The 19,144-nt window shown below is 63.9% G+C and carries 22 protein-coding genes; 10 read left to right on the forward strand and 12 right to left on the reverse strand.

Annotated features, from left to right (window positions below; translation table 11 throughout):
• Positions 1 to 2: 2 nt before the first annotated feature.
• Genes CH286_RS05875 through CH286_RS05895 form a run of 5 tightly spaced genes read left to right on the forward strand, consistent with a single transcriptional unit; the run spans position 3 to position 4,226 of the window.
• Complete coding sequence (locus CH286_RS05875; protein WP_037147221.1) at positions 3 to 785, forward strand: ATP-binding cassette domain-containing protein; 783 nt, start codon at positions 3 to 5, stop codon at positions 783 to 785.
• Complete coding sequence (locus CH286_RS05880; RefSeq protein WP_032405316.1) at positions 782 to 1,816, forward strand: ABC transporter permease; 1,035 nt, start codon at positions 782 to 784, stop codon at positions 1,814 to 1,816. Before CH286_RS05875 ends, CH286_RS05880 begins: the two co-directional genes overlap by 4 nt.
• Positions 1,813 to 2,841, forward strand: coding sequence for a phosphotriesterase family protein (locus tag CH286_RS05885; protein WP_094608654.1), 1,029 nt, complete (start codon positions 1,813 to 1,815; stop codon positions 2,839 to 2,841). Before CH286_RS05880 ends, CH286_RS05885 begins: the two co-directional genes overlap by 4 nt.
• Before the next feature lie 9 nt (positions 2,842 to 2,850).
• Positions 2,851 to 3,603: a glutamine amidotransferase gene (locus tag CH286_RS05890; protein WP_094608655.1), complete on the forward strand. Its 753-nt coding sequence runs from the start codon at positions 2,851 to 2,853 to the stop codon at positions 3,601 to 3,603.
• Positions 3,600 to 4,226 (forward strand): TenA family protein, encoded by a 627-nt coding sequence (locus tag CH286_RS05895; RefSeq protein ID WP_094608656.1) that lies wholly within the window; start codon positions 3,600 to 3,602, stop codon positions 4,224 to 4,226. The genes CH286_RS05890 and CH286_RS05895 overlap by 4 nt, the downstream gene beginning before the upstream one ends.
• 65 nt (positions 4,227 to 4,291) lie before the next feature.
• Here CH286_RS05895 and CH286_RS05900 read toward each other — a convergent pair whose 3' ends face one another.
• The 6 genes from CH286_RS05900 to CH286_RS05925 all read right to left on the reverse strand — a co-directional run bounded on the left by CH286_RS05900 (position 4,292) and on the right by CH286_RS05925 (position 11,121).
• On the reverse strand, positions 4,292 to 5,689 hold the full coding sequence (locus CH286_RS05900; protein ID WP_032405826.1) for an MFS transporter: 1,398 nt from the start codon (positions 5,687 to 5,689) through the stop codon (positions 4,292 to 4,294).
• A gap of 159 nt (positions 5,690 to 5,848) precedes the next feature.
• The gene (gene eda, locus CH286_RS05905) at positions 5,849 to 6,508 is read right to left on the reverse strand and encodes a bifunctional 4-hydroxy-2-oxoglutarate aldolase/2-dehydro-3-deoxy-phosphogluconate aldolase (protein ID WP_094608657.1); all 660 of its coding nucleotides are present in this window, start codon (positions 6,506 to 6,508) and stop codon (positions 5,849 to 5,851) included.
• Entirely contained in the window at positions 6,505 to 7,917 is a 1,413-nt protein-coding gene (locus CH286_RS05910; RefSeq protein ID WP_094608658.1) for a mannitol dehydrogenase family protein, read from the reverse strand. The genes eda and CH286_RS05910 overlap by 4 nt, the downstream gene beginning before the upstream one ends.
• Complete coding sequence (locus tag CH286_RS05915) at positions 7,914 to 8,864, reverse strand: PfkB family carbohydrate kinase (protein ID WP_094608659.1); 951 nt, start codon at positions 8,862 to 8,864, stop codon at positions 7,914 to 7,916. The genes CH286_RS05910 and CH286_RS05915 overlap by 4 nt, the downstream gene beginning before the upstream one ends.
• A gap of 8 nt (positions 8,865 to 8,872) precedes the next feature.
• Positions 8,873 to 10,078, reverse strand: a complete 1,206-nt coding sequence (gene manD / locus CH286_RS05920; protein ID WP_032405309.1) for a D-mannonate dehydratase ManD — start codon at positions 10,076 to 10,078, stop codon at positions 8,873 to 8,875.
• Positions 10,075 to 11,121: an alcohol dehydrogenase catalytic domain-containing protein gene (locus CH286_RS05925; RefSeq protein WP_094608660.1), complete on the reverse strand. Its 1,047-nt coding sequence runs from the start codon at positions 11,119 to 11,121 to the stop codon at positions 10,075 to 10,077. The genes manD and CH286_RS05925 overlap by 4 nt, the downstream gene beginning before the upstream one ends.
• 119 nt (positions 11,122 to 11,240) lie before the next feature.
• On the opposite strand from CH286_RS05925, the gene CH286_RS05930 reads away from it, so the two are divergent.
• A complete protein-coding gene (locus tag CH286_RS05930; RefSeq protein WP_032405307.1) occupies positions 11,241 to 11,954 on the forward strand; it encodes a GntR family transcriptional regulator in 714 nt (237 codons plus the stop codon).
• A gap of 69 nt (positions 11,955 to 12,023) precedes the next feature.
• Here the strand turns inward: CH286_RS05930 and CH286_RS05935 are convergent, their stop codons facing one another.
• Positions 12,024 to 13,193: a thiolase family protein gene (locus tag CH286_RS05935; RefSeq protein ID WP_094608661.1), complete on the reverse strand. Its 1,170-nt coding sequence runs from the start codon at positions 13,191 to 13,193 to the stop codon at positions 12,024 to 12,026.
• Positions 13,194 to 13,286: 93 nt separating this feature from the next.
• On the opposite strand from CH286_RS05935, the gene CH286_RS05940 reads away from it, so the two are divergent.
• Together CH286_RS05940 and CH286_RS05945 are read left to right on the forward strand one after the other, a co-directional pair.
• Positions 13,287 to 13,754, forward strand: a complete 468-nt coding sequence (locus CH286_RS05940; RefSeq protein ID WP_094608662.1) for a winged helix-turn-helix transcriptional regulator — start codon at positions 13,287 to 13,289, stop codon at positions 13,752 to 13,754.
• Between the two features lie 4 nt (positions 13,755 to 13,758).
• Positions 13,759 to 14,298, forward strand: a complete 540-nt coding sequence (locus tag CH286_RS05945) for a hypothetical protein (RefSeq protein WP_094608663.1) — start codon at positions 13,759 to 13,761, stop codon at positions 14,296 to 14,298.
• On the opposite strand, the gene CH286_RS28015 is transcribed toward CH286_RS05945, so the two are convergent.
• Positions 14,293 to 14,739 carry a cold-shock protein gene (locus CH286_RS28015; RefSeq protein ID WP_217902907.1) on the reverse strand — a complete coding sequence of 149 codons (447 nt, stop codon included), beginning with the start codon at positions 14,737 to 14,739 and terminating at the stop codon, positions 14,293 to 14,295. The genes CH286_RS05945 and CH286_RS28015 overlap by 6 nt on opposite strands.
• 53 nt (positions 14,740 to 14,792) lie before the next feature.
• Complete coding sequence (locus tag CH286_RS05955; RefSeq protein ID WP_094608664.1) at positions 14,793 to 15,383, reverse strand: LysE family translocator; 591 nt, start codon at positions 15,381 to 15,383, stop codon at positions 14,793 to 14,795.
• 52 nt (positions 15,384 to 15,435) lie between these two features.
• Between CH286_RS05955 and CH286_RS05960 the strand changes: the two genes are divergently transcribed.
• A complete protein-coding gene (locus CH286_RS05960; RefSeq protein WP_052057840.1) occupies positions 15,436 to 15,990 on the forward strand; it encodes a CGNR zinc finger domain-containing protein in 555 nt (184 codons plus the stop codon).
• Positions 15,987 to 16,382, forward strand: coding sequence for a VOC family protein (locus CH286_RS05965; protein ID WP_037147250.1), 396 nt, complete (start codon positions 15,987 to 15,989; stop codon positions 16,380 to 16,382). The genes CH286_RS05960 and CH286_RS05965 overlap by 4 nt, the downstream gene beginning before the upstream one ends.
• 103 nt (positions 16,383 to 16,485) lie before the next feature.
• Here CH286_RS05965 and CH286_RS05970 read toward each other — a convergent pair whose 3' ends face one another.
• The 3 genes from CH286_RS05970 to CH286_RS05980 form a co-directional block, all read right to left on the reverse strand.
• Entirely contained in the window at positions 16,486 to 17,601 is a 1,116-nt protein-coding gene (locus CH286_RS05970; RefSeq protein WP_080734214.1) for a fused (3R)-hydroxyacyl-ACP dehydratase subunits HadA/HadB, read from the reverse strand.
• 50 nt (positions 17,602 to 17,651) lie between these two features.
• A complete protein-coding gene (locus CH286_RS05975; protein WP_032405301.1) occupies positions 17,652 to 18,620 on the reverse strand; it encodes an Hsp70 family protein in 969 nt (322 codons plus the stop codon).
• A gap of 139 nt (positions 18,621 to 18,759) precedes the next feature.
• Positions 18,760 to 19,047: an ANTAR domain-containing protein gene (locus CH286_RS05980; protein ID WP_032405300.1), complete on the reverse strand. Its 288-nt coding sequence runs from the start codon at positions 19,045 to 19,047 to the stop codon at positions 18,760 to 18,762.
• Between the last annotated feature and the right edge of the window lie 97 nt (positions 19,048 to 19,144).

A 19,144-nucleotide genomic window follows, 5' to 3' on the forward strand; every position in this document is an offset into this window, starting at 1 on the left:
ACATGGCACAACAAGATCCGACTGCGCCACTGATCGAACTGTCGGGAATCACCAAATCGTACGGCCCGGTGAAATCGCTTCGCGGAGTCGATCTTCGGCTCGCGCGCGGCGAGGTACTCGGGGTCGTCGGAGACAACGGCGCCGGCAAGTCGACGCTCATGAAAATCCTTGCCGGCGCCGTTCAACACGACGGTGGTGAGATGCGAGTCAACGGAGAACCGGTTCGCTTCTCGACGCCACTCGATGCACAACAGCAGAAGATCGGCATCGTCTATCAGGACCTGGCACTGTGCGACACCCTCGACGTCGCCAGCAACCTGTTCCTCGGGCGCGAACCCCGCAAGGGACCGTTTCTGGACCGGCACGGTATGCACGAGCGCGCTGCCGAAATCCTGGCGGACCTGCATGTGAAAGTGAAGTCGACGTACCAGGAGATCGGGCAGCTCTCGGGCGGGCAGCGGCAGACCGTCGCGATCGCCCGCGCCGTGTCGTTCCGCCCCGACGTGTTGATCCTCGACGAGCCAACGGCTGCACTGGCCGTCGCCGAGGTGGAGTCGGTGTTGAAACTCATCACCGACGTTGCGGCACAGGGCGTCGGAGTCATCCTGGTGACGCACCGGCTGCAGGATCTGTTCCGGGTGTGCGACCGCATCACCGTCATGTACGAGGGGCAGAGCGTGGACGACGTACCGATCGGTGACCTCAACATCGAATCGCTTGTCGGACTGATCACACGCACTCCGGTTCCCCAGCGTTCACCGTCCTCGCCGGAAGGCCGACCATGATCACACTCGACAAGAACGCGCAGCCCAGCGTCGCCAAACTCGCTGCGCGCCCATCACTGTGGCAACAGACCAACAAGCCGACACTGGCCATGCTGGCTGTCACCGTCGCGGTGGCCATCGTCTTCTCGGTCACCACGTCCTCGTTCCTGACCTTCACCAACATCTCCAACCTCGCGACGCAGATCGCACCGGTCCTGATCATCGCCGTCGCCATGACATTCGTGATCACCACCGGCCAGATCGACCTCTCGGTGGGAGCAACCGTCGCCTTCGTCGCCGCGATGAGTGCAGAGCTCATTCAGGCAGGCGTGGACTCCTCGGTGGTGTTCATCGCGGCCCCGCTGATGGGAGCGGCTTGGGGCCTGGTCAACGGTTGGCTCGCTGCCTACCAGGGCATTCCACCATTCATCGTCACCCTCGCCACGCTGTCCATCATCCGCGGAATTGCGCTCTACCGCACCGAAGGGTTCTCCGTCCCCATCACCCCGGGCACCGCGTTCGCGAAGCTCGGTACTGCGTCCTGGTTGGGATTCTCGGCAAGTGCGTGGATCGCGTTGGCCGTGGTGATCATCGGCGCAATTGCCCTCAACCGCACCCGCTTCGGCCGCTACGTCACCGGAATCGGTTCCAACGTGGAGTCCGTTCGACGCTCCGGCGTCAACACTCGCCGCGTGCTGATGATGACGCTGGTGTTCACCGGCCTGGCCGCCGGCATCGCCGGCCTACTCATCGCTGCACGGCTCGGCTCGGGATCGGCCAACTCCGCCAACGGTTTCGAGCTGACCGTCATCACCGCGGTGGTGCTCGGCGGTACCAATCTGTTCGGTGGACGAGGCACCGTGGTCGGCACCGTGATCGGTGCGGTCCTCACCGGCATCATTGCCAACGGCCTGACCCTGCTGGGCGTCAGCCCGTTCCTCACCCCGATCATCACCGGAATCGTTCTGCTCGTCGCCATCTGGATCAACATGCGTGGGCATTCACTGGCGTCGCTGTTCAAGCACTTGCAGAGCGCTCCGGGCAAGCAGTGATCGTCACGACGGTCACGGGGCCGGTCGACTCAAGCGAACTGGGGCTGGTGCTGCCACACGAGCACCTGCACAACGACGCCTCCGTGGCGTACTCGGAGTCGCCCGATCCCGTTGTGGCACAGGCTCTCTCCGGACCGATCTCGGCTCGAGATGCATGGCTGCTGCACGACAATCCCTATCACAGCGCCGACAACTGTCGGATCGACGACGCGACAGCCGTATTGGCAGACCTGAAAACCTTTGCCGATCACGGTGGGGCGACCGTCGTCGATCTGACGCCGCCCGGAATCGGTCGTCGGCCCGAGATTCTGGAACGGTACTCCCTCGAATCGGGCGTCCGCGTCGTCATGGGCTCGGGCTGGTACCTCGAGGCCACGCACCCGGCCGAGGTCGCGTCGCTCGGCGTCGACCAGCTCGCGTCGGGACTCATTGCCGAGTTCACCGCGGACGACGGACCTCGTCCCGGAGTGATCGGGGAGATCGGCGTCTCGCCGTCGTTCACCGCCGACGAACAGAAAGCGCTGCGCGCAGCGTGCGTCGCCCAACGAGAAGTCGATGTACCACTGTTCGTTCATCTTCCGGGCTGGCAGCGGCGCGGGCACGAAGTGCTCGACATCGTCATCGATGAGATGGGCGTCGACCCGAGTGCTGTGGTGCTCTGCCACATGGACCCGTCGGGCAACGATCCCGATTACCAATGCGCTCTGGGCGATCGCGGGGTGTATCTCGAATTCGACATGATCGGCATGCCCTTCGAGTTCCCGGGCGAGGGGCAGTCTCCGTCACCCGCCGAGACCGCCTTCGCGGTCGCCGGTCTCATCGGCGGAGGGTACCGACAGCAACTGCTCCTCAGTCACGACCTGTTCCTCAAGTCGATGCTCCGCGCCTTCGGGGGCAACGGTTTGGCCTACGTACCAATCTCTTTCGCAGCCCGACTCGTGCGCAGCGGAATCGATCCACAGCACGTTTCCTCGCTGATGCGAGACAACCCCAGGTCGCTCTTCGAGAGCGCCGGAAAAGGATAGAGAACCACCATGGGTAAGAAAGTTCTGATCGCCGGTGAAAGCTGGATGACCACCTCGACCCACGTCAAAGGGGTCGACGAATTCACTGTGCACTCCTACGTCGAAGGCGTCGGACCGCTCAAGGATGCCCTGACCTCCCGCGGACACGACGTGGTGCACATGCCCGCGCACTTGGTCCCGACCCAGTTTCCCGGCAGCGCAGACGCCCTGTCCGCCTACGACGTCATCGTGCTCTCCGACATCGGCGCCAACTCGATTCAGCTCGCGCCGAGCGTTTTCGACCGGTTTCAGGCGGGCGAGGATCGATTGGTCGAGCTCCGGAACTGGGTGCACGACGGCGGTGCACTGCTGATGATCGGCGGCTACCTCTCGTTCTCCGGATTCCAGGCCCGAGCAGCGTTTCGGCAGACGGCACTCGCAGACGCGCTGCCGGTGACGATGCTCGCCGAAGACGATCGCGTGGAGACGCCCGGCGGCATGATCCCCGTGGTGGTCGACGGCACGCATCCCACCGTGAGCGCCAGCGGTACCGAGTGGCCGGCTCTACTGGGCTACAACCGCGTGATCGCCAAGGACGGAGTTGCCGTACCCGCCACCATCAACGGCGATCCGCTCGTCGCTGCGGGCACCTACGGTAAAGGCCGCTCGGCGGTCTTCACCTCCGACTGCTCGCCGCACTGGGCACCGCCGGAATTCTGCGAGCAATGGCTCGGATACACCGATCTGTTCGACGGCCTGATCACCTGGCTGTCCGAAGAATGAGTCGATCCACCGAACTGACTGCGCGGCAACATCGCAACCTCGTTGCCGCGCAGCAGGCCAGTTTCATCACCGACTCGATCCGCGGCACACTGCGCGACGACGACTTTCGGCGATACCTGGTGATCGAGGAAGCGTTCGTGCTCACGGCCGTACGCATCCTGGGCCTCGTGGTTGCAGAGTCCGAGTCCTTGGACGACGCAACCGATCACGTGATGTCACTGTCCAACCTCGTCGGTGAACAGCGCGAATACTTCGCGGGACTGCGCGAGCAGTTTCCGTATTACGGCGATGTGCGCGAGTTGATCGAGAGCTCGTCCGTACTGTCCAACTACGCACTGGGACTCGCCCGTCGAGACGGAAGGGCTGCGGCTCTGGTGGCCATGTTCGCCGCCGAGACCCTGTACCTGTCCTGGTGTCGCGCAGCACTCGATACGTCGGTCCATCGAGAACCGGCGTTGCAGGAGTGGATAGAAATGCACACCCGACCCGCCTTCGTGGCACAGGTCGACGCATTGGCCCGCGAGGTCGACGCCATGGACGGTGTGGACGACGCAACGCTGGACGAGTGGTTCGCCGGCATGCTCTCCGCCGAGACCGACTTCCACAACGCGGCGATGCGCTAGTGCCTGCGGCAGTGGTGCGGTTGAGCGCCGTCTGGGGCACATAACGACACCACTGCCGTAGGCACTCAGGCTGCGTCGTTCAGTCTGACGAGATCGCGGCCCTTGGTTTCCGGTGCCAGGTAGGACGAGACCAGGGTGATCGCGGAGTAGATCACGAGCATCGCCGCGATGGGCCACCAGCTACCCGTCCATGCGGTGAGGCTGGCGGCGAGCAACGGTCCGATCGCGGTGGCGAGGATGCCGCCGATTTCCTTGGCCAGTGCGAGTTGCGTGAAGCGGGTTCGCGCACCGAACAGTTCCGCCATCGTCACGCTCTCGAGTGAGAACAGGCCGAGCACACCAAGATTGAGGGCCAGCACCATTGCGACGACGAGGGCCACTGTGTTGCCGCTCGTGACCATCAGCATCAGTGGGAAAGCCAGAATCATCGTCAGCGCGCTGAGCACCATATAGATCGGACGACGACCGAATCGGTCGCCCAGAATGCCGACGATCGGAATGGTGGCGAAGCCGATGAGGGAACCGTAGACGATTGCACTGGTGGCAATGGAACGATCGATCAGCAGCGTCGACGCGATGTAGCCAACCAGGAATGTCTGGATCAGCCCGGAGTTGCCGGCCTGACCGAACCGCAGACCCAGCGCGATGAAGAACGCGCGGCCCTTCTTTTGCTTGAGGCCGGACTCGAGAACGCTGACCTTCAGTTCCTCGTCGGTCTTCTCGATCTCGTCGCGTGAGAGGGCCACACCGTCGACCACATCGGCACGCTCCTCGAAGACCGGGCTCTCCCTCAGGTTGGAGCGCAACCACACCGCGAAGATCATCAGGAAGAAGCTCGCGAGGAACGGTACGCGCCAGCCCCAGCTGAGCAACTGATCCTCGGACAGTACAGCGAGCAGCAAGGCCCAGATGGCGGACGCAGCAAGGGTTCCGGAGTTGGTGCCCAGGGAGACGAGTGAGGCGATGAGGCCTCGACGCTTGTCCGGTGCGTACTCGACCAACATGACCGTGGCACCGGCGATTTCGGCTCCGGCGCCGAATCCCTGGATGAGGCGAAGGGCGACGAGCAGGATCGGGGCCATGATGCCGATCGCGTCGTACGTCGGGAGCGCACCGATGAGGGTGGTGGAGGCACCCATCATCGCGATGGTGATGAACAGGACCTTCTTTCGACCGATTCGATCGCCCATCCGGCCGAAGTAGATGGCACCGACCAGGCGCGCGACATAGCCGACGCCGTACGTGGCCATGGCGGCGATCAATCCGATCGCCGGGCTGACGTCGGGGAAGAAGATGCGATTGAAGACGATCGCGGCGGCGAGCGAATACAGCTGGAAGTCCATGAACTCCATTGCCGTACCCAGCCAACCGGACATCGCCGCCTTGGTGAGGTCTTTCGTGCTGCGAGTCGGGACGGCGGTGTTACCGCGATCGTCCGTCGATTCGTTGGTGTCCTGTGACATCCGAAGCTCCATTGCTGGTGATGATCGATGAGTTCATGATGCGAGTTCGCCGCGGGCCTACGTGAGACCGGTGCCTCATCGAGGGAGGTTGGTGGCGCTCGCCACAGTGATATACAAGCACTGTTATACCAATCCGTCAATGACCCTTCGCGAACCGAACTAGGCGCTGGACAGCGCACTCGCAGAACGAGCCAGTTCCTCGATCGAGGCCCAGTCCCCCGCCTGCACGAGCGAGCGCGGCGTGAGCCAGCTACCGCCGACGCACACCACGTTGGGCAGCGCCAAGTAGTCGACGGCGTTCTGCGGAGTGATCCCACCGGTGGGGCAGAACGTCAAGTGAGGCAAAGGACCCGCCAGAGCTCCCAGCGCCGATGTCCCTCCCGACGACTCGGCCGGAAAGAACTTCATCTCGGTCGATCCGCCCTCGGCAACCGTCATCGCCTCGGTCGCCGTCGACACTCCCGCCAGAAGCGGAACCGGCAGCGCGCGGGCCGCGTCGAGCAGCCCCCTCGGGGATCCGGGCGAGACCAGGAATCGCGAGCCGGCATCCACCGATCTCAGCGCGTCCTCGCGGATCAGCACCGTTCCCGCCCCGATGACTACTTCCGGCACGTTCGCAGCGATTGCTGCGATGGCACCGAGAGCGGCCTCCGAACGCAGCGTCATCTCGATGATGCCGATACCGCCGGCATACAGAGCCCGAGCCAGCGGAACCGCATCCTCGACCCGATCGATGACGACAACAGGAATAACAGGGCTTACGCGCAATACATCACGGGCAGTTAGGTTTTCGAGCAATTCTTCGTGTTCGGAGGTCATGTCAACACTCGTTTCCACTCGCTCAGCGAGTCGGTCCGTAGGAAGTCGGTCCACGCAACGACCTGCGTGCCGAACGGTGAAGTGGCCCCGAGATCGGGCCCGAAGATGGAGTCGATACCGAGCAGGTCCGACGCCGATCCGGCACGGGACAGCTGTGTCGACAACGGATCATCCAGCACACGTCCGGCTTTCGCTTCCTCCAGCACGAAAGCGCACCAGGCCCCGACGGCGAGAGCGAGCATGCCCGTCGAGCCACCGGCGGACGTTGCATCACGCACAGTCCCCAACAGGCGCGGACCGAGCTTCTGTGATCCGTCCATCGCCACCTGCCGGGTGGTGTGTTTCAGCGCCGGGTTGGCGAATCGCACCCGGACCTCGTCGCCGTACCCGACAGCATCCATTCCAGCCGCCATCGTCGGTGCGACGTCTCGGAGAACCATTGTCCGGCAGATCTCGTCGAGCACCGGATCCCCGACCGCCTCGGCGATGGTGCGGTGACCACGGAGGATGCCGAGGTACGCCAGCACCGAGTGGGTGCCATTGAGCACCCGCAGCTTCATCGTCTCCCAGGGCTCCACGTCGTCGACGAACTGCACGCCCACTCGCTCCCACGCCGGCCGTGGACCCGCGAAATCGTCCTCGATCACCCACTGCCGAAACGGTTCGCACACCACCAGAGCGTCGTCGCGTAGGCCGGTTCTTCGCTCGTTGTCCGCCCTGTCGTCGTCAGTGGTAGCGGGCACGATTCGATCGACCATGCTGCTGGGGAACGTGACTCGACGCGTGATCCATCCGGCCAGGCCGTCGTCACGGTCACGGGCGGCGACGAAAGCGTGGACCAGCTCGGACAGAATTCGACCGTTCGACGGCAGGTTGTCGCAGCACAGCACCGTCAGAGGCGAATCGCCTGCCATGCGCCGAGCCAACCCCGCCACCAACTGCCCGACCACCGTACGCGGCGGCCTACCGCTCAGATCGGCCTCGATCTCCGGATCGTCCAGACGCAGTCGGCCCGACGCAGGGTCGAGCCGGTATCCCTTCTCGGTGACCGTCAGAGTGACGATGTGCGTTCCCGGATCGGCGATGGCCTCGACAACTGCGTCGGGGTTCGCGGTGGCGTTCCGTACGTCGAGCATCGAGCCGACGACGGTGGCCGTAGTCTCCTCGATCCCCTTCTGCACCAGGGTGAACAACCCGTCCTGTGGGGCGAGCTGCTCCACCACGGTATTGCTTCGCTGAGTGAAACCCGTGATGCCCCAGTTCGTTTCCCCGGTCAACAGTCCGGCCTCGTAAGTGAACGCTGCCTGATGCGCCCGGTGGAACGCTCCGACGCCGAGATGCACGATTCCACTGGAGGTGGGACGGGCGACCGTGGCCGTCGCGTCGGACAACCGTGTGGACGCCGTCATGTCGCTACTCGCTCGCTGAGGTATCGCTCACTGTGGCGGCGGATCTCGTCGAGCGGTGCAATGAGACCGGTGCCGCCGCGTCCACCGACGCTCAGCGATGCCGCGGCTGCAGCCATCGCCGCGGCCTCGCGAAGATCGTCGCCGAGAGCGAGACGCGCAGTCAGGGTGCCGGCGAACACGTCACCGGCACCGGTCTGATCGACCACTTGGAGGGCGGGAATCACCGGCTGATGGAACCGTCCCTCCTCGGCGAAGATGCTGGACCCGTCGGAGCCCTGGGTGACCACCACAGAGCGCGCACCCCAGCCCATCAGGGACGCCGCAGCACTCGCAGGATCGTCTGTGCCGAGAAGCAATTCGATCTCACTCGGTGCCGACGGCACCATCACCTCGCAGTAGGCGGCGATGTTCTGCAGGAAGTCGCGCGCCTGATCGGCCGTCGTCAACCTGGGGCGGAAGTTGGGGTCGTAGACAAATCTGCCCGAATGCTGCGCCACGTGCAGCATCGTGCGGGCGAGGGTCGGCGACAGTGCCGCAGCGATTCCGCCGCCCAGGACGGCACCCGCATTCTCGATCACGCCCACGGGCAGGTCCGCCACATCGAGCTGGCTGCCCACCGAACCGGCTCGGGCATAGGAGAACTGGCGATTACCCTCCGGATCGATGTGCAGGAAGTAGACACCCTGCTGGCCGGGGACTCGCCGAACGAAGGTGTCGTCGATGCCGAGCTCACGAATTCGCCGACAGACAGCGTCGCCGAGCTCGTCGTCGGATACCCGCGCGACGAGGGCTACCGAAGCCCCCGCAGCAGCAGCGGCGGCACCTGCGTTGACGACATCGCCCGATACTCCGAGCACACCGTCTGCTCCGTGCCGAAAGGCCTCGGTGGTCGAAACCTCGACGAGCGGCTCGCCGAGCAGGACTACATCGAACTGAGTTGTGGCCATGTGGCGCTTCACCAATCGTGCATACTGCCGTCGAGACGGCGATTGACGGGCAGATACTTGGGGTTGTACGGGTACTTCGCGGCGGCCTCTTCGTTCACCTCGACGCCGATACCCGGCTGGTTTCCCGGATGCATGAAGCCGTCGGTGAAGGTGTAGCTCGTCTGGAACACATCGCCCGTCGGGTCGACGTGCCCCATGTACTCCTGCACTCCGAAGTTGGGAATCGACAGATCCACGTGCAACGCGGCAGCGAGGGAAACCGGCGAAAGATCGCCCGCACCATGAGATCCCGATCGAACGCCGTACAGATCGGCCAGCGAGAAGATTCTGCGCAGATGGGTGATACCGCCGGCGTGCGAGACCGACGTGCGGATGTAGTCGATCCACCGGTTGGTGATCAGATCCTGGCAGTCCCAGATCGAGTTGAAGATCTCGCCGACGGCAATCGGGGTGGTGGTGTGCTGACGAATGACGGCGAAGGCGCTCTGATCCTCGGCGGGGGTGGGATCTTCGATCCAGAACATGCGCATCTCTTCGAGGTCTCGCCCGAGTCGTCCCGCTTCGATCGGGCTCAGACGGTGATGCACGTCGTGGAGCAGGTGGAAGTCGAACCCGTGACGTTCACGCACGGCACCGAGCATCTGCGGTGCGAACCGCATGTACGGGGCGGTATCCCACGAGTCCTCCTGCGGCGCAGCGCCGGATGCGGGTTCGTAGAAGCCGTCGACCGGAATTCCGTAGGTCTTCTTCAGGCCGGGAATGGCCGACTGGGCACGAATTGCTTTGTAGCCCTTGTCGAGATGCGCTTGGACGTCGTCGAGCATCTCGTCGATGCTACCGCCGCTGGCGTGCCCGTAGACCATGATCCCGTCTCGTGCAGCACCACCGAGGAGCTGGTAGACCGGCATATCGGCGGCCTTGCCCTTGATGTCCCACAGTGCGACGTCGACCGCTGCGATGGCTGTCATCGTCACCGGACCACGCCGCCAGTAGGCACCCTTGTACAGGTACTGCCAGATGTCTTCGATCCGGTGGGGATCGCGTCCGATCAGGAGCGGCGCAATGTGGTCCTTCAAGTACGACTCCACCGCGAGCTCGCGTCCGTTCAGAGTCGCATCACCCCACCCGACGATGCCCTCGTCGGTGGTGATCTTGAGCGTGACGTAGTTGCGGCCCGGAGCCGTCACGATGACGGTGGCGTCGATGATTTTCATTGCGGTCCTTGCGAAGTGGTGTCGATGACGATCTTGAGCTGGGTGGGGTCGGTGAGCGCGGCCTCGAGCGCTGCAGCCGATTCGGCCAACGGGTACGTCGATGTGACGAGCGCGGCGAGGTCCACTCGCGCCGATCCGGCGAGTGCGATCGCGTCGGCGAATGCCGAAGGGCCATAGCGGAAGCACCCGCGGATATCGAGCTCCCAGCGTTGCACTGCTCCGATGGGGAATTCGGCGACCGCGCGTCCCGGCACGCCGACGAGCGCCAGGATGCCTGCCGGGCCGAGGGAGCGTGCTGCATCGGCAATGGCTCCGGGGTGGCCCGAGCAGTCGAACGCGATGTCGAAGGTGCCCCTGGGCAGTGCATCTTCGCCCGAGCGCAACGTCGTGGTGGCACCGAGCGCTGCCGCGACCTCGAGCCGCGCGGGTGCGACGTCGGTGATGGTCGTCTCCGATGCGCCCAGGGCAATGACCGTCTGCAGAACCAGCAGTCCGATGGGCCCGGCACCGGTGATCGCGATGCGCTTGCCCAACACCGACCCGACCCTGGCTGCGGCCCACGCTGCGACGGCCAAGGGCTCGATCAGCGCAGCGACGCCATCGTCGATCGAATCCGGGAGTGGGTGCGCGAATTCGGCTGTCAGGACAACGGATTGCCGCAGCAGTCCGTGATTCGGTGGGGATCCGAAGCAGACGACACTGGGGCAGACGTTGTAGTGACCGCTCAGGCTCAGCGACGAGGTGCCGTTCGGAACCGCGGGCTCGATTGCCACTCGCTGGCCGATTCGGCCCTGAGACACGCCCGCGCCGACCTCGGTGATAACCCCGAATCCCTCGTGTCCCAATACGGTGGGCTGCGTCAGCGAGTTGGAGCCGTTGCGGCCGTCTGCGTAGTAGTGCAGGTCCGAGCCACACAGGCTCACGCCGTGTACCTCCACCCTGACCTGGCCGTCGCCGACCTGCATACGGTCGATCTTCTCGATCCTCAGGTCACGTGGACCGCGCAGAACGGCCGCCTCGTCATTGCCGCTGATCACTGCCATCGCTGTAGAGCCTCCGCCGTAGTGCCTTGAATATCAGTACTACCATACTAGTGACCGAGGGCACTTCGTCAAGGGTTCGGCACTGCGGGTCACCCGGCACCCCGCGTTAGTCTTGACCGGTGAGCACACAGAGCAGCAGGAAAGTCACCGCACGAGAGCGGGCGTACAGAGAATTACGCCTACGCATCGTGTCCTTGACGCTCCCCCCGGGTAGCCCGCTGTCGGAGAACGAACTCGCCGAGCAAATGTCCGTGAGCCGCACACCCGTCCGTGAGAGCTTGATCCTGCTGGCCGAAGAGGGCCTGGTTCAGGTCTTTCCGCAACTCGGTACATTCGTCTCACGCGTCGACACCGAGCGCGTTGCCGATGCCCAATTCGTCCGGGAGGCAATAGAAACCGCGTCGCTCAGCGATGCGGTCACGTCTCGGTCGGACGACGATCTGGCCGCGTTGCGGGCAAATCTCGCTGCGCAGGCCGAGCCCGGAATCGACATGGACCAGTTCTTCGAGCTGGACGAGCAATTCCACCAGTTACTTCTTGCGGCCGGTGGACATTCCGCCGCATGGCGATCCGTCGAATCGGCGAAGGCTCATCTGGACCGAGCACGACGACTGGGGCTTCGTGACACTCGGCCCATTCCCGACCTGATCGAACAACACACCGCAATAGTCGACGGCCTCGAAGCACGAGACTTCGAGGCCGCCGCTCGGTCGATGCGCGAGCATCTGCGTGCCGTGTTCGCCGATGTCGAATACATCAAGAGCAAGAGCCCACACCTGTTCTCCAACAGCAACGAACGACCGACACGCAAAGTCGTCTCCAGCTGGGAGTGAGTGCGGCTCCGCCGCAATGGTGCGGTTATGTGCCCTCCAGGGGACTCAACCGCACCACTGCCGTAGGCATTACAGGCGCTCGACGATGGTTGCGTTCGAGAGACCACCCGCCTCGCACATCACCTGCAACCCGAATCGCTGCTCGCGCTCGGCGAGTGCGTGGACCATAGTCGTCATGATGCGGGCACCACTGCCGCCGAGGGGATGACCGATGGCGATGGCTCCGCCGTTGACGTTGACCTTGTTCAGGTCCGCGCCGGTCTCCTTGGCCCATGCGAGCACCACGGACGCGAAGGCCTCGTTCACCTCGAACAGATCGATATCGTTCATGGTCAGCCCGGCTTTGGCGAGCACCTTCTTCGTCGCCGGGATGACTGCGGTGAGCATCATCAGCGGATCGTCGCCGACCACCGCGAAGCTGTGCAGCCTGGCCATCGGGGTGAGGCCGAGTTCCCTCGCCTTCTCGCTGGTGGTGATCATGACCGCCGCACTACCGTCGTTGACCTGACTTGCGTTGCCCGCGGTGATGTTCCACCCGATTTCCGGGAACCGCTGCGCCATGGCGTCGCTGTAGTAGGCCGGTCGCAGTCCGGCTAGGGTCTCCAGCGTGGATCCGGTGCGGATTCCCTCGTCGCGGTCGAGCCCACGGATTGCGGTGATCTCCCGCTTGAAACGTCCCTCTTCGGTGGCTGCGGCAGCCTTCGCATGACTCGACAAGGCGAACTCGTCCATCTCGGTGCGGCTGATACCCCACTTCGCCGCAATCAGTTCGGCGCTGATTCCCTGCGGCACCAGACCTTCCGGATACCTCTCGGTGAACCCGACACCTGCCGGATCTTCGGTTCCGACCAGGTTCGAACCCATCGGAATGCGGCTCATCGACTCCGAACCGGTAGCCACGGCCAGATCGTAAGCACCGGAGATGACACCCTGAGCGGCGAAATGTATTGCCTGCTGGCTACTTCCACATTGCCGGTCGACGGTGGTTGCGGGCACCGATTCGGGATAGCCCGCCGCCAGCGCCGCGCGCCGAGTCATGTTCGACGCCTGATCCCCTACCGCAGTGACAACTCCGCCGATGACGTCGTCGATCTGGTTCGGGTCTATCCCGCTGCGCTGCACTACTTCCCGCAGGCTGTGGGCCATCAGGTCGACTGGATGCTCGGGATGCAACGTGCCGTTCGTTTTGCCCCGCCCGACCGGGCTTCTCACTGCCTCGACGACGACTGCGTCTCTCATGACGGCTCCTTGTCCGATCGATCCGTTCCTATCGGATCGCTGACACCACGGTACGAGCTGGCTTTAGTTTTGTAAAGTCAGTAGGATCGTGACATGCCCCTCCACATGGACGGCCCGCTGTCCGACCTCGAGACCTGGACAGCCGGCGACCGATGCTCCATTGCGCGCGCCTTGTCTGTGGTCGGCACGCGATCGACCATGCTCATCCTGCGCGAGGCCTTCTACGGAACCACCCGCTTCGACGACTTCAGCCGACGCGTCGGCATCACCGACGCCAGCAGTGCGGCCCGCCTCAAAGAGCTGGTGGAGGTCGGAATCTTCGTCAAACAGCCCTACCGACCGGACAAGGGCAGGACGCGTTACGAGTACGTTCTGACGAGGATGGGCGAGGATCTGCTGCCCGTCGTACTCGGATTGATGCAGTGGGGCGACCAATACCTGCAAGACGACGACGGGCCACTCGACGTCGTCGATTCACACGGCGAGCCCGTGCGAGTACGCGTCACCGACAACCGCGGTTCCGAAGTGCCGATGAACGAGTTGCGAGTACGGATACGCTGAGCCCGTGGTGATGTCGCGGTGGATCGGCGCAGCTCTCGGACTGACCCTGGCCGTCGCCCTCTCACTGCTGTGGCAGTTCGCCGCACCTCTCTCAGCGTTCGATGCGACGGCCCTTCCCGGCGAAACAGGAAGCGTGACCATCGTCGGCTACTCGATTGCCTTCGTGGAGAGAGGCCCACACTGGCTTGCCCCCTCACTGATCATCAGCGCCGTAACACTGTGCGCCTCAGCTACGGCCGCCGAGGCGCGAAACCGGCTCGGCCACAACGACACCGATGCATCGAATTTCCGCTGCACGTGGTGGCCGTTGCCGACCTCGGTGCTGCTTGCGATCACCGTGTGGACAGTCGCCACAGTCGACCCGCCGGCGAGCGCCGGCGTCGACATGGTTCATCCCGACTCGATCGCCGCCCAGATGTCTCGGTCGCCACTGTTCCGCGATTCGAGCACGGTCTTCCTGATCGAATGCCTGACCATCTCGATCGCGATCGGTGCCGTCTTCACAGCTGGCCAGCGCGCCGCAGACGGCTGCAGGCGATCATGAAGGGAGCGGCTTCACCCGTTCCGCTCGGTATCGGTACCAGTCCTGCTCGGCCCCGGGTCCGTATTCTGCAACCAAATCCACGTACTCGACCGTCACGTGCTGACCCGGGTACAGCATGCGAAACCCCGATCCCTCGATGCTGGAGTAGAACACCCAACAGCCACCAGGAAGTTCGGGCGCGTCGAGCACACCCCAGCCTTCCTCACCGTTGAATTCGCGAACCACCGCTCGTGTCGTCGAGGTCGGTACCGGCTCGGGCATGAACGGCTGAGCGTCGTCCGACGCGACAAAATCAGTGATGCTGCCGTCTGGGCTGTACGTCCACGACGCTCCACGGAACGTCGGCTCGCCAGCGCTTCTGAAGAAGACCAAGATACCTGCGCCGGCGACGGCCAACGCCGCCAGGACATAGCCCCTCTGCCTCGAATAACCAAAACCCACCGCCTGACGGTACCTGCACAGACTCCTCGGCAACGAGTGCGTCGCAACCGCTCTCACACCGCCTCGATGGCGAGTGCGACTCCGATACCGATGAACAACACCCCGATCGCTCGGTTCCAGGACGTCGAGTTCGACGAACCGCCGGCCAGGCGGCCCACAGCGGCGGTGACCACTGCCCAGACCGCCAATCCGATTGCCACATCGACGATTCCGAGTAGACCGATCTGCAGGGGAAGTGCTCCGTCGGCATCGACGAACTGCGGCAGGAGCGCGACGAAGAACAGCACGGCTTTGGGATTGAGCAAGTTCGTCACCAGTCCCATACGAAACCACCGCACGTCGGACGTCGCACTCCCCTCCGACGAAGTCTGCCGCAGTGCCGAGATGCCCAGCCACACCAGGTACAGACCTCCGAGGATCTGAATGATGTTCAGCGCGGTCGGCGATCGAGAGATGAGCAGCGACAGCCCCACCACCGCTGCAACCATGTGCACGCACAGTCCGGTCTGTGCGCCGAGTCCCGCTCGCCACCCCGCGGCGCGGCTGCTCGCTGCCGCTCGGGCCACCACCGCGAAGTCAGGACCGGGTATCGCGTAGGCCAGGAGCACCACGCCGAGGAACGGTAACCATCGGATATCCGTCATTGCCTCGACGGTATCTGATGCTTTTCGATACGTAAACCGTTAGAGTCGGGCTATGGATTGGAACTGGCTCGGCGACCACTTCGCACTCGACGTGGTCAACACCGTGCAGTTGCAGCGCGGTGCCTACGCCGAATTGATCGACTCGGTCGCCGACCTCCAGGACTGGGCCGAACTGCAGGGCGCGCGAGTACCCGAGGTCATCCCAGACGATGCCGACATCGACACGTTCAAGGTGACGCGCGATCACCTGCTGTCGCTACTGCGGGCGGTGGCGTCGAACATGGATGTTCCGCGGGAAAGCGTCGAACACATCGATGAGATTGCCCGACGCCATCCGGTGACCCGACGGCTCGATCTCGGCGACGGCGGTGGCGTCGGAGATGTCGTGGGAACCGATGATCCGATCGAATCACTGTGCGCGCGTGCGGCGTCCGCCGTCATCGATCTACTCAACGGGCCGGATCGCGCACGATTGGCCTTGTGCGACGCTCCGCGATGCGGTCAACTGTTTCTGCAGGATCGGCCCAATCAGCAATGGTGTTGCAGCGCATGCGGGAATCGCGCGCGTGCGGCGCGACACCACGCAAAGGAGAAGCGCGGATCATGAACATTTCGGTACGCCAGGTGGTACTCGACTGCACCGACGCCCGCGAACTCGCCGAGTTCTATCGGCAACTCCTGGGATTCGAGTACGTCCCCGGCGACGCCGAAACGATCGACCCGGACTGGCTCGCCATCAACGCACCCGACGGCTCGTGGCGCATCGCGTTCCAGCAGATCGATGCTCTTCCCGAAGCAACGTGGCCGGACGGCGAACACCCGCAGATGGCGCACCTCGATTTCATGGTGAGCACCGTGGCGGAACTCGACGAAGAACACTCGCGGGCAATGGAATTGGGCGCGCGACTATTGCGGGATCTACACGACGATCCGGAGGAGCCGATCCGAATCTACGCAGACCCGGCCGGCCACCCCTTCTGCATCTTCGTAGGGCCCTGAACCCGACACACCAACACATCAGCTCCCCACATTCGAATAACCGACGCCGATCGGAGTCAGAAATCCAAAACTGGGGAGCCGATACGCGGCACAGGACCTGAACTCAGCCCAATTGCACCGTTGCCGTAGCGCGGTGACCGAAAATCCGCTTGCCCTCGAATGTCGCACCGATGGACACCACGGCGGTTCGAGTCGCCTCGTCCTTCGACTTGATCTTGCCGCTGAAGACGATTTCGGCCGGCTTGTGTGTGTCCACCGGGATCGGGGTGGTGAAGCGAACGGTGTAATCCTTGACGGCACCCGGATCGCCGAGCCACTCGCTGATGTATCCACCGCCGACGCCCATCGTGAGCATGCCGTGCGCCAGGACGTTCTCGAGGTCGATCATCTTGGCGAACTTCTCGTCCCAGTGAATCGGATTCGCATCACCCGCGACGCCGGCGTAGTTCACCAGATCTCCGCGAGTCAATCGCACAGTGCGCGTGGGCAACTCGTCGCCGACGCTCACCTCGTCGAACGTCCGCGTCGGCTGTCCCCGGTACTCCTCGACGATGAGCGGCTCGTGCTCCTGCGGGGTGGACAGGGTGTCGTGCTCGCTTGCGTTGGCGACTGCTGCGTCCATCGATGCGCCGAACATCACCAGGTTGCGGGCGGCTTCGGCGATGGCCGGGTCGATTTCACCGGACCGTCCGACGAGCAGGGTGGTGTAGGTGGTCTGCACCAGTTCGTTCTTCTGGTTGGACACGACGTTCTTGGTGACCATCATGTCTCTGCCCATGACCGTCTTGAACGAGTCGAGCGAGACGTCGCACGTCAGCTGATCACCGGCCAGGATGGGCTTCTGGAAGACCAGCACCTGGTCGGTCTGCAGAATCTGGCTCAGGTCGTAGCCCTCGGCGATGGACTCGAGGAGCTTCTTCTGCGCGAGCGTGCCGACCAAGGACATGAATGTCAGAGGTGCAACCAGAGCGCTGTGTCCCAGCGCGGCCGCGGCATCGCCGTCCCAGTGTGCGGGGTGGAAGTCCTGGACCGCGCGGGCGTACTCACGAATCTTCTCGCGACCCACCTCGTAGTAGTCCTCGGTGCGGTAGTGATAACCGACCATGCTCCGCGCGTGCTCCGCCGGGTCGAATGCCTGTTCGTCGGCTGCTACCGCGCCGGACTCCGCTACCTGCTCTGCCACTGTTGTCCCACCGTCTCGTCCCCTGCTGTTCATCATTACCCGAGCAACCTACCCAACAACGGCGCAGGTTGGCCAGGCTGGGGCATTCAAGCAGAGCGGTGTCGCGGTGCGTCGCGATAGCCCACCACGCCCACCATGGCACCCTGCTGAGACAACCCACCGGCTCGGCTCATCGCCCCACGCGGATGGTGCTGACGCGACGCAACGACATCGACGGCCATCAGCGCAGCGCCGTGAGCAGTGAGTGACTCGGGATTTGCGGGCGCGATGACCGGCAACATCAGATCGCGGCGAAACAGCCGGCGAAGCGACGGCAGGTTGGCGCAGCCGCCGACCATCACCAACGCATTCACGGCACAGGGCGCATCGACGATGACACTGGCCACCCAGTCCTCGAGCGAACCGATGCTGCGCTCGAGTACATCGTCGAAGGTGTTGCGCCACAATCGGACCGGTCCACCCACAAACGGTCCGACAACCTCTGCCACCCGCAACCTCGACAGTTGCTCCCGCGCCGTACGAATCGCGACCAGCAAGTCCGCGCGCGCGCGATCGGTTGCCAACTCGTCTGCGCCGTACGTCGAGAGCAGGTAGCGCGAAATCTGCTCGTCACACCCGATGCCACCGAACAACGTGGTGCGCACCGACCTGAACACCGTGCCGGTGACCGGGTCTGCGATGGACACCGTGGTGCCGGACGCCCCGATGTCGCAGATCGCGACGGTACGTGCGCCCTCGAGCTGACCCGTACCTCGCAGATACCGCAGCTGAGCACCGAGTTCCGACGCGACCAGCAGACGATCTGCCTCGTACGTGGAGTACGCCGATGTCCGGCCACGGGCACCGGGATCGTCGGGGACGGCCAAGACGATGTCTGCTCGCTCGACCATCTGATCGCGCGACATCGACTCGACCAGATCGAGGGCGACCTGGAGATGGTCGCCGGGATCGAACGAGTGCACGATGTGGGCCGACCGTACGGATTCGTCGAACGCATCGACGGCGACCCCTCGGGCGGTGGCAGAACCCACCGAGACACCAAGGACTGTTCTCATGTTCCCTCGACTCGAATAGCTACTCCGACCAGCCGATAGTAGCCCTCGAACCGCCCCCGGGACAGTAAATCAGCGAACTATGTGAACTTTCGGTTTGTTTAGTCCGATTTTTCGCGCCTCCGGGCGAAATTCGACAGCGTCAGGCGACATGATCGAAGGGATCACGGCGGTCGGCCAACAACGGTCCCCAGTCTTCCTGCGCCGACGTCATGGCCGCGCAGGCGACACCGTTGGCCGAGTCCATACCGCGGGCGGCGGCCACGATGGAACGGGCCGACTGCACCAGAGACACATCGAAACGAAAGCTGTGCGCCGCCAACTCCGCGAACGCATCCTCGGGACTACAGCCACGCAGCGCGATGAGAACACCCACTGCCCTGTCGATCGTCGTGCGGGTCACCACTTCTGCTGCGGCATTGTCGGTCATCGGATACTCACCGTCTACTGGTCGATCACCCGATGGTAGCGAGGCTCGAGCAGAAGTTCAGGTGTCGAAGTGGAATTCACACACCCGTCATAAGAAG

It is taken from the genome of Rhodococcus sp. WWJCD1 (assembly GCF_002258735.1).
Classification (GTDB): Bacteria; Actinomycetota; Actinomycetes; order Mycobacteriales; family Mycobacteriaceae; genus Rhodococcoides.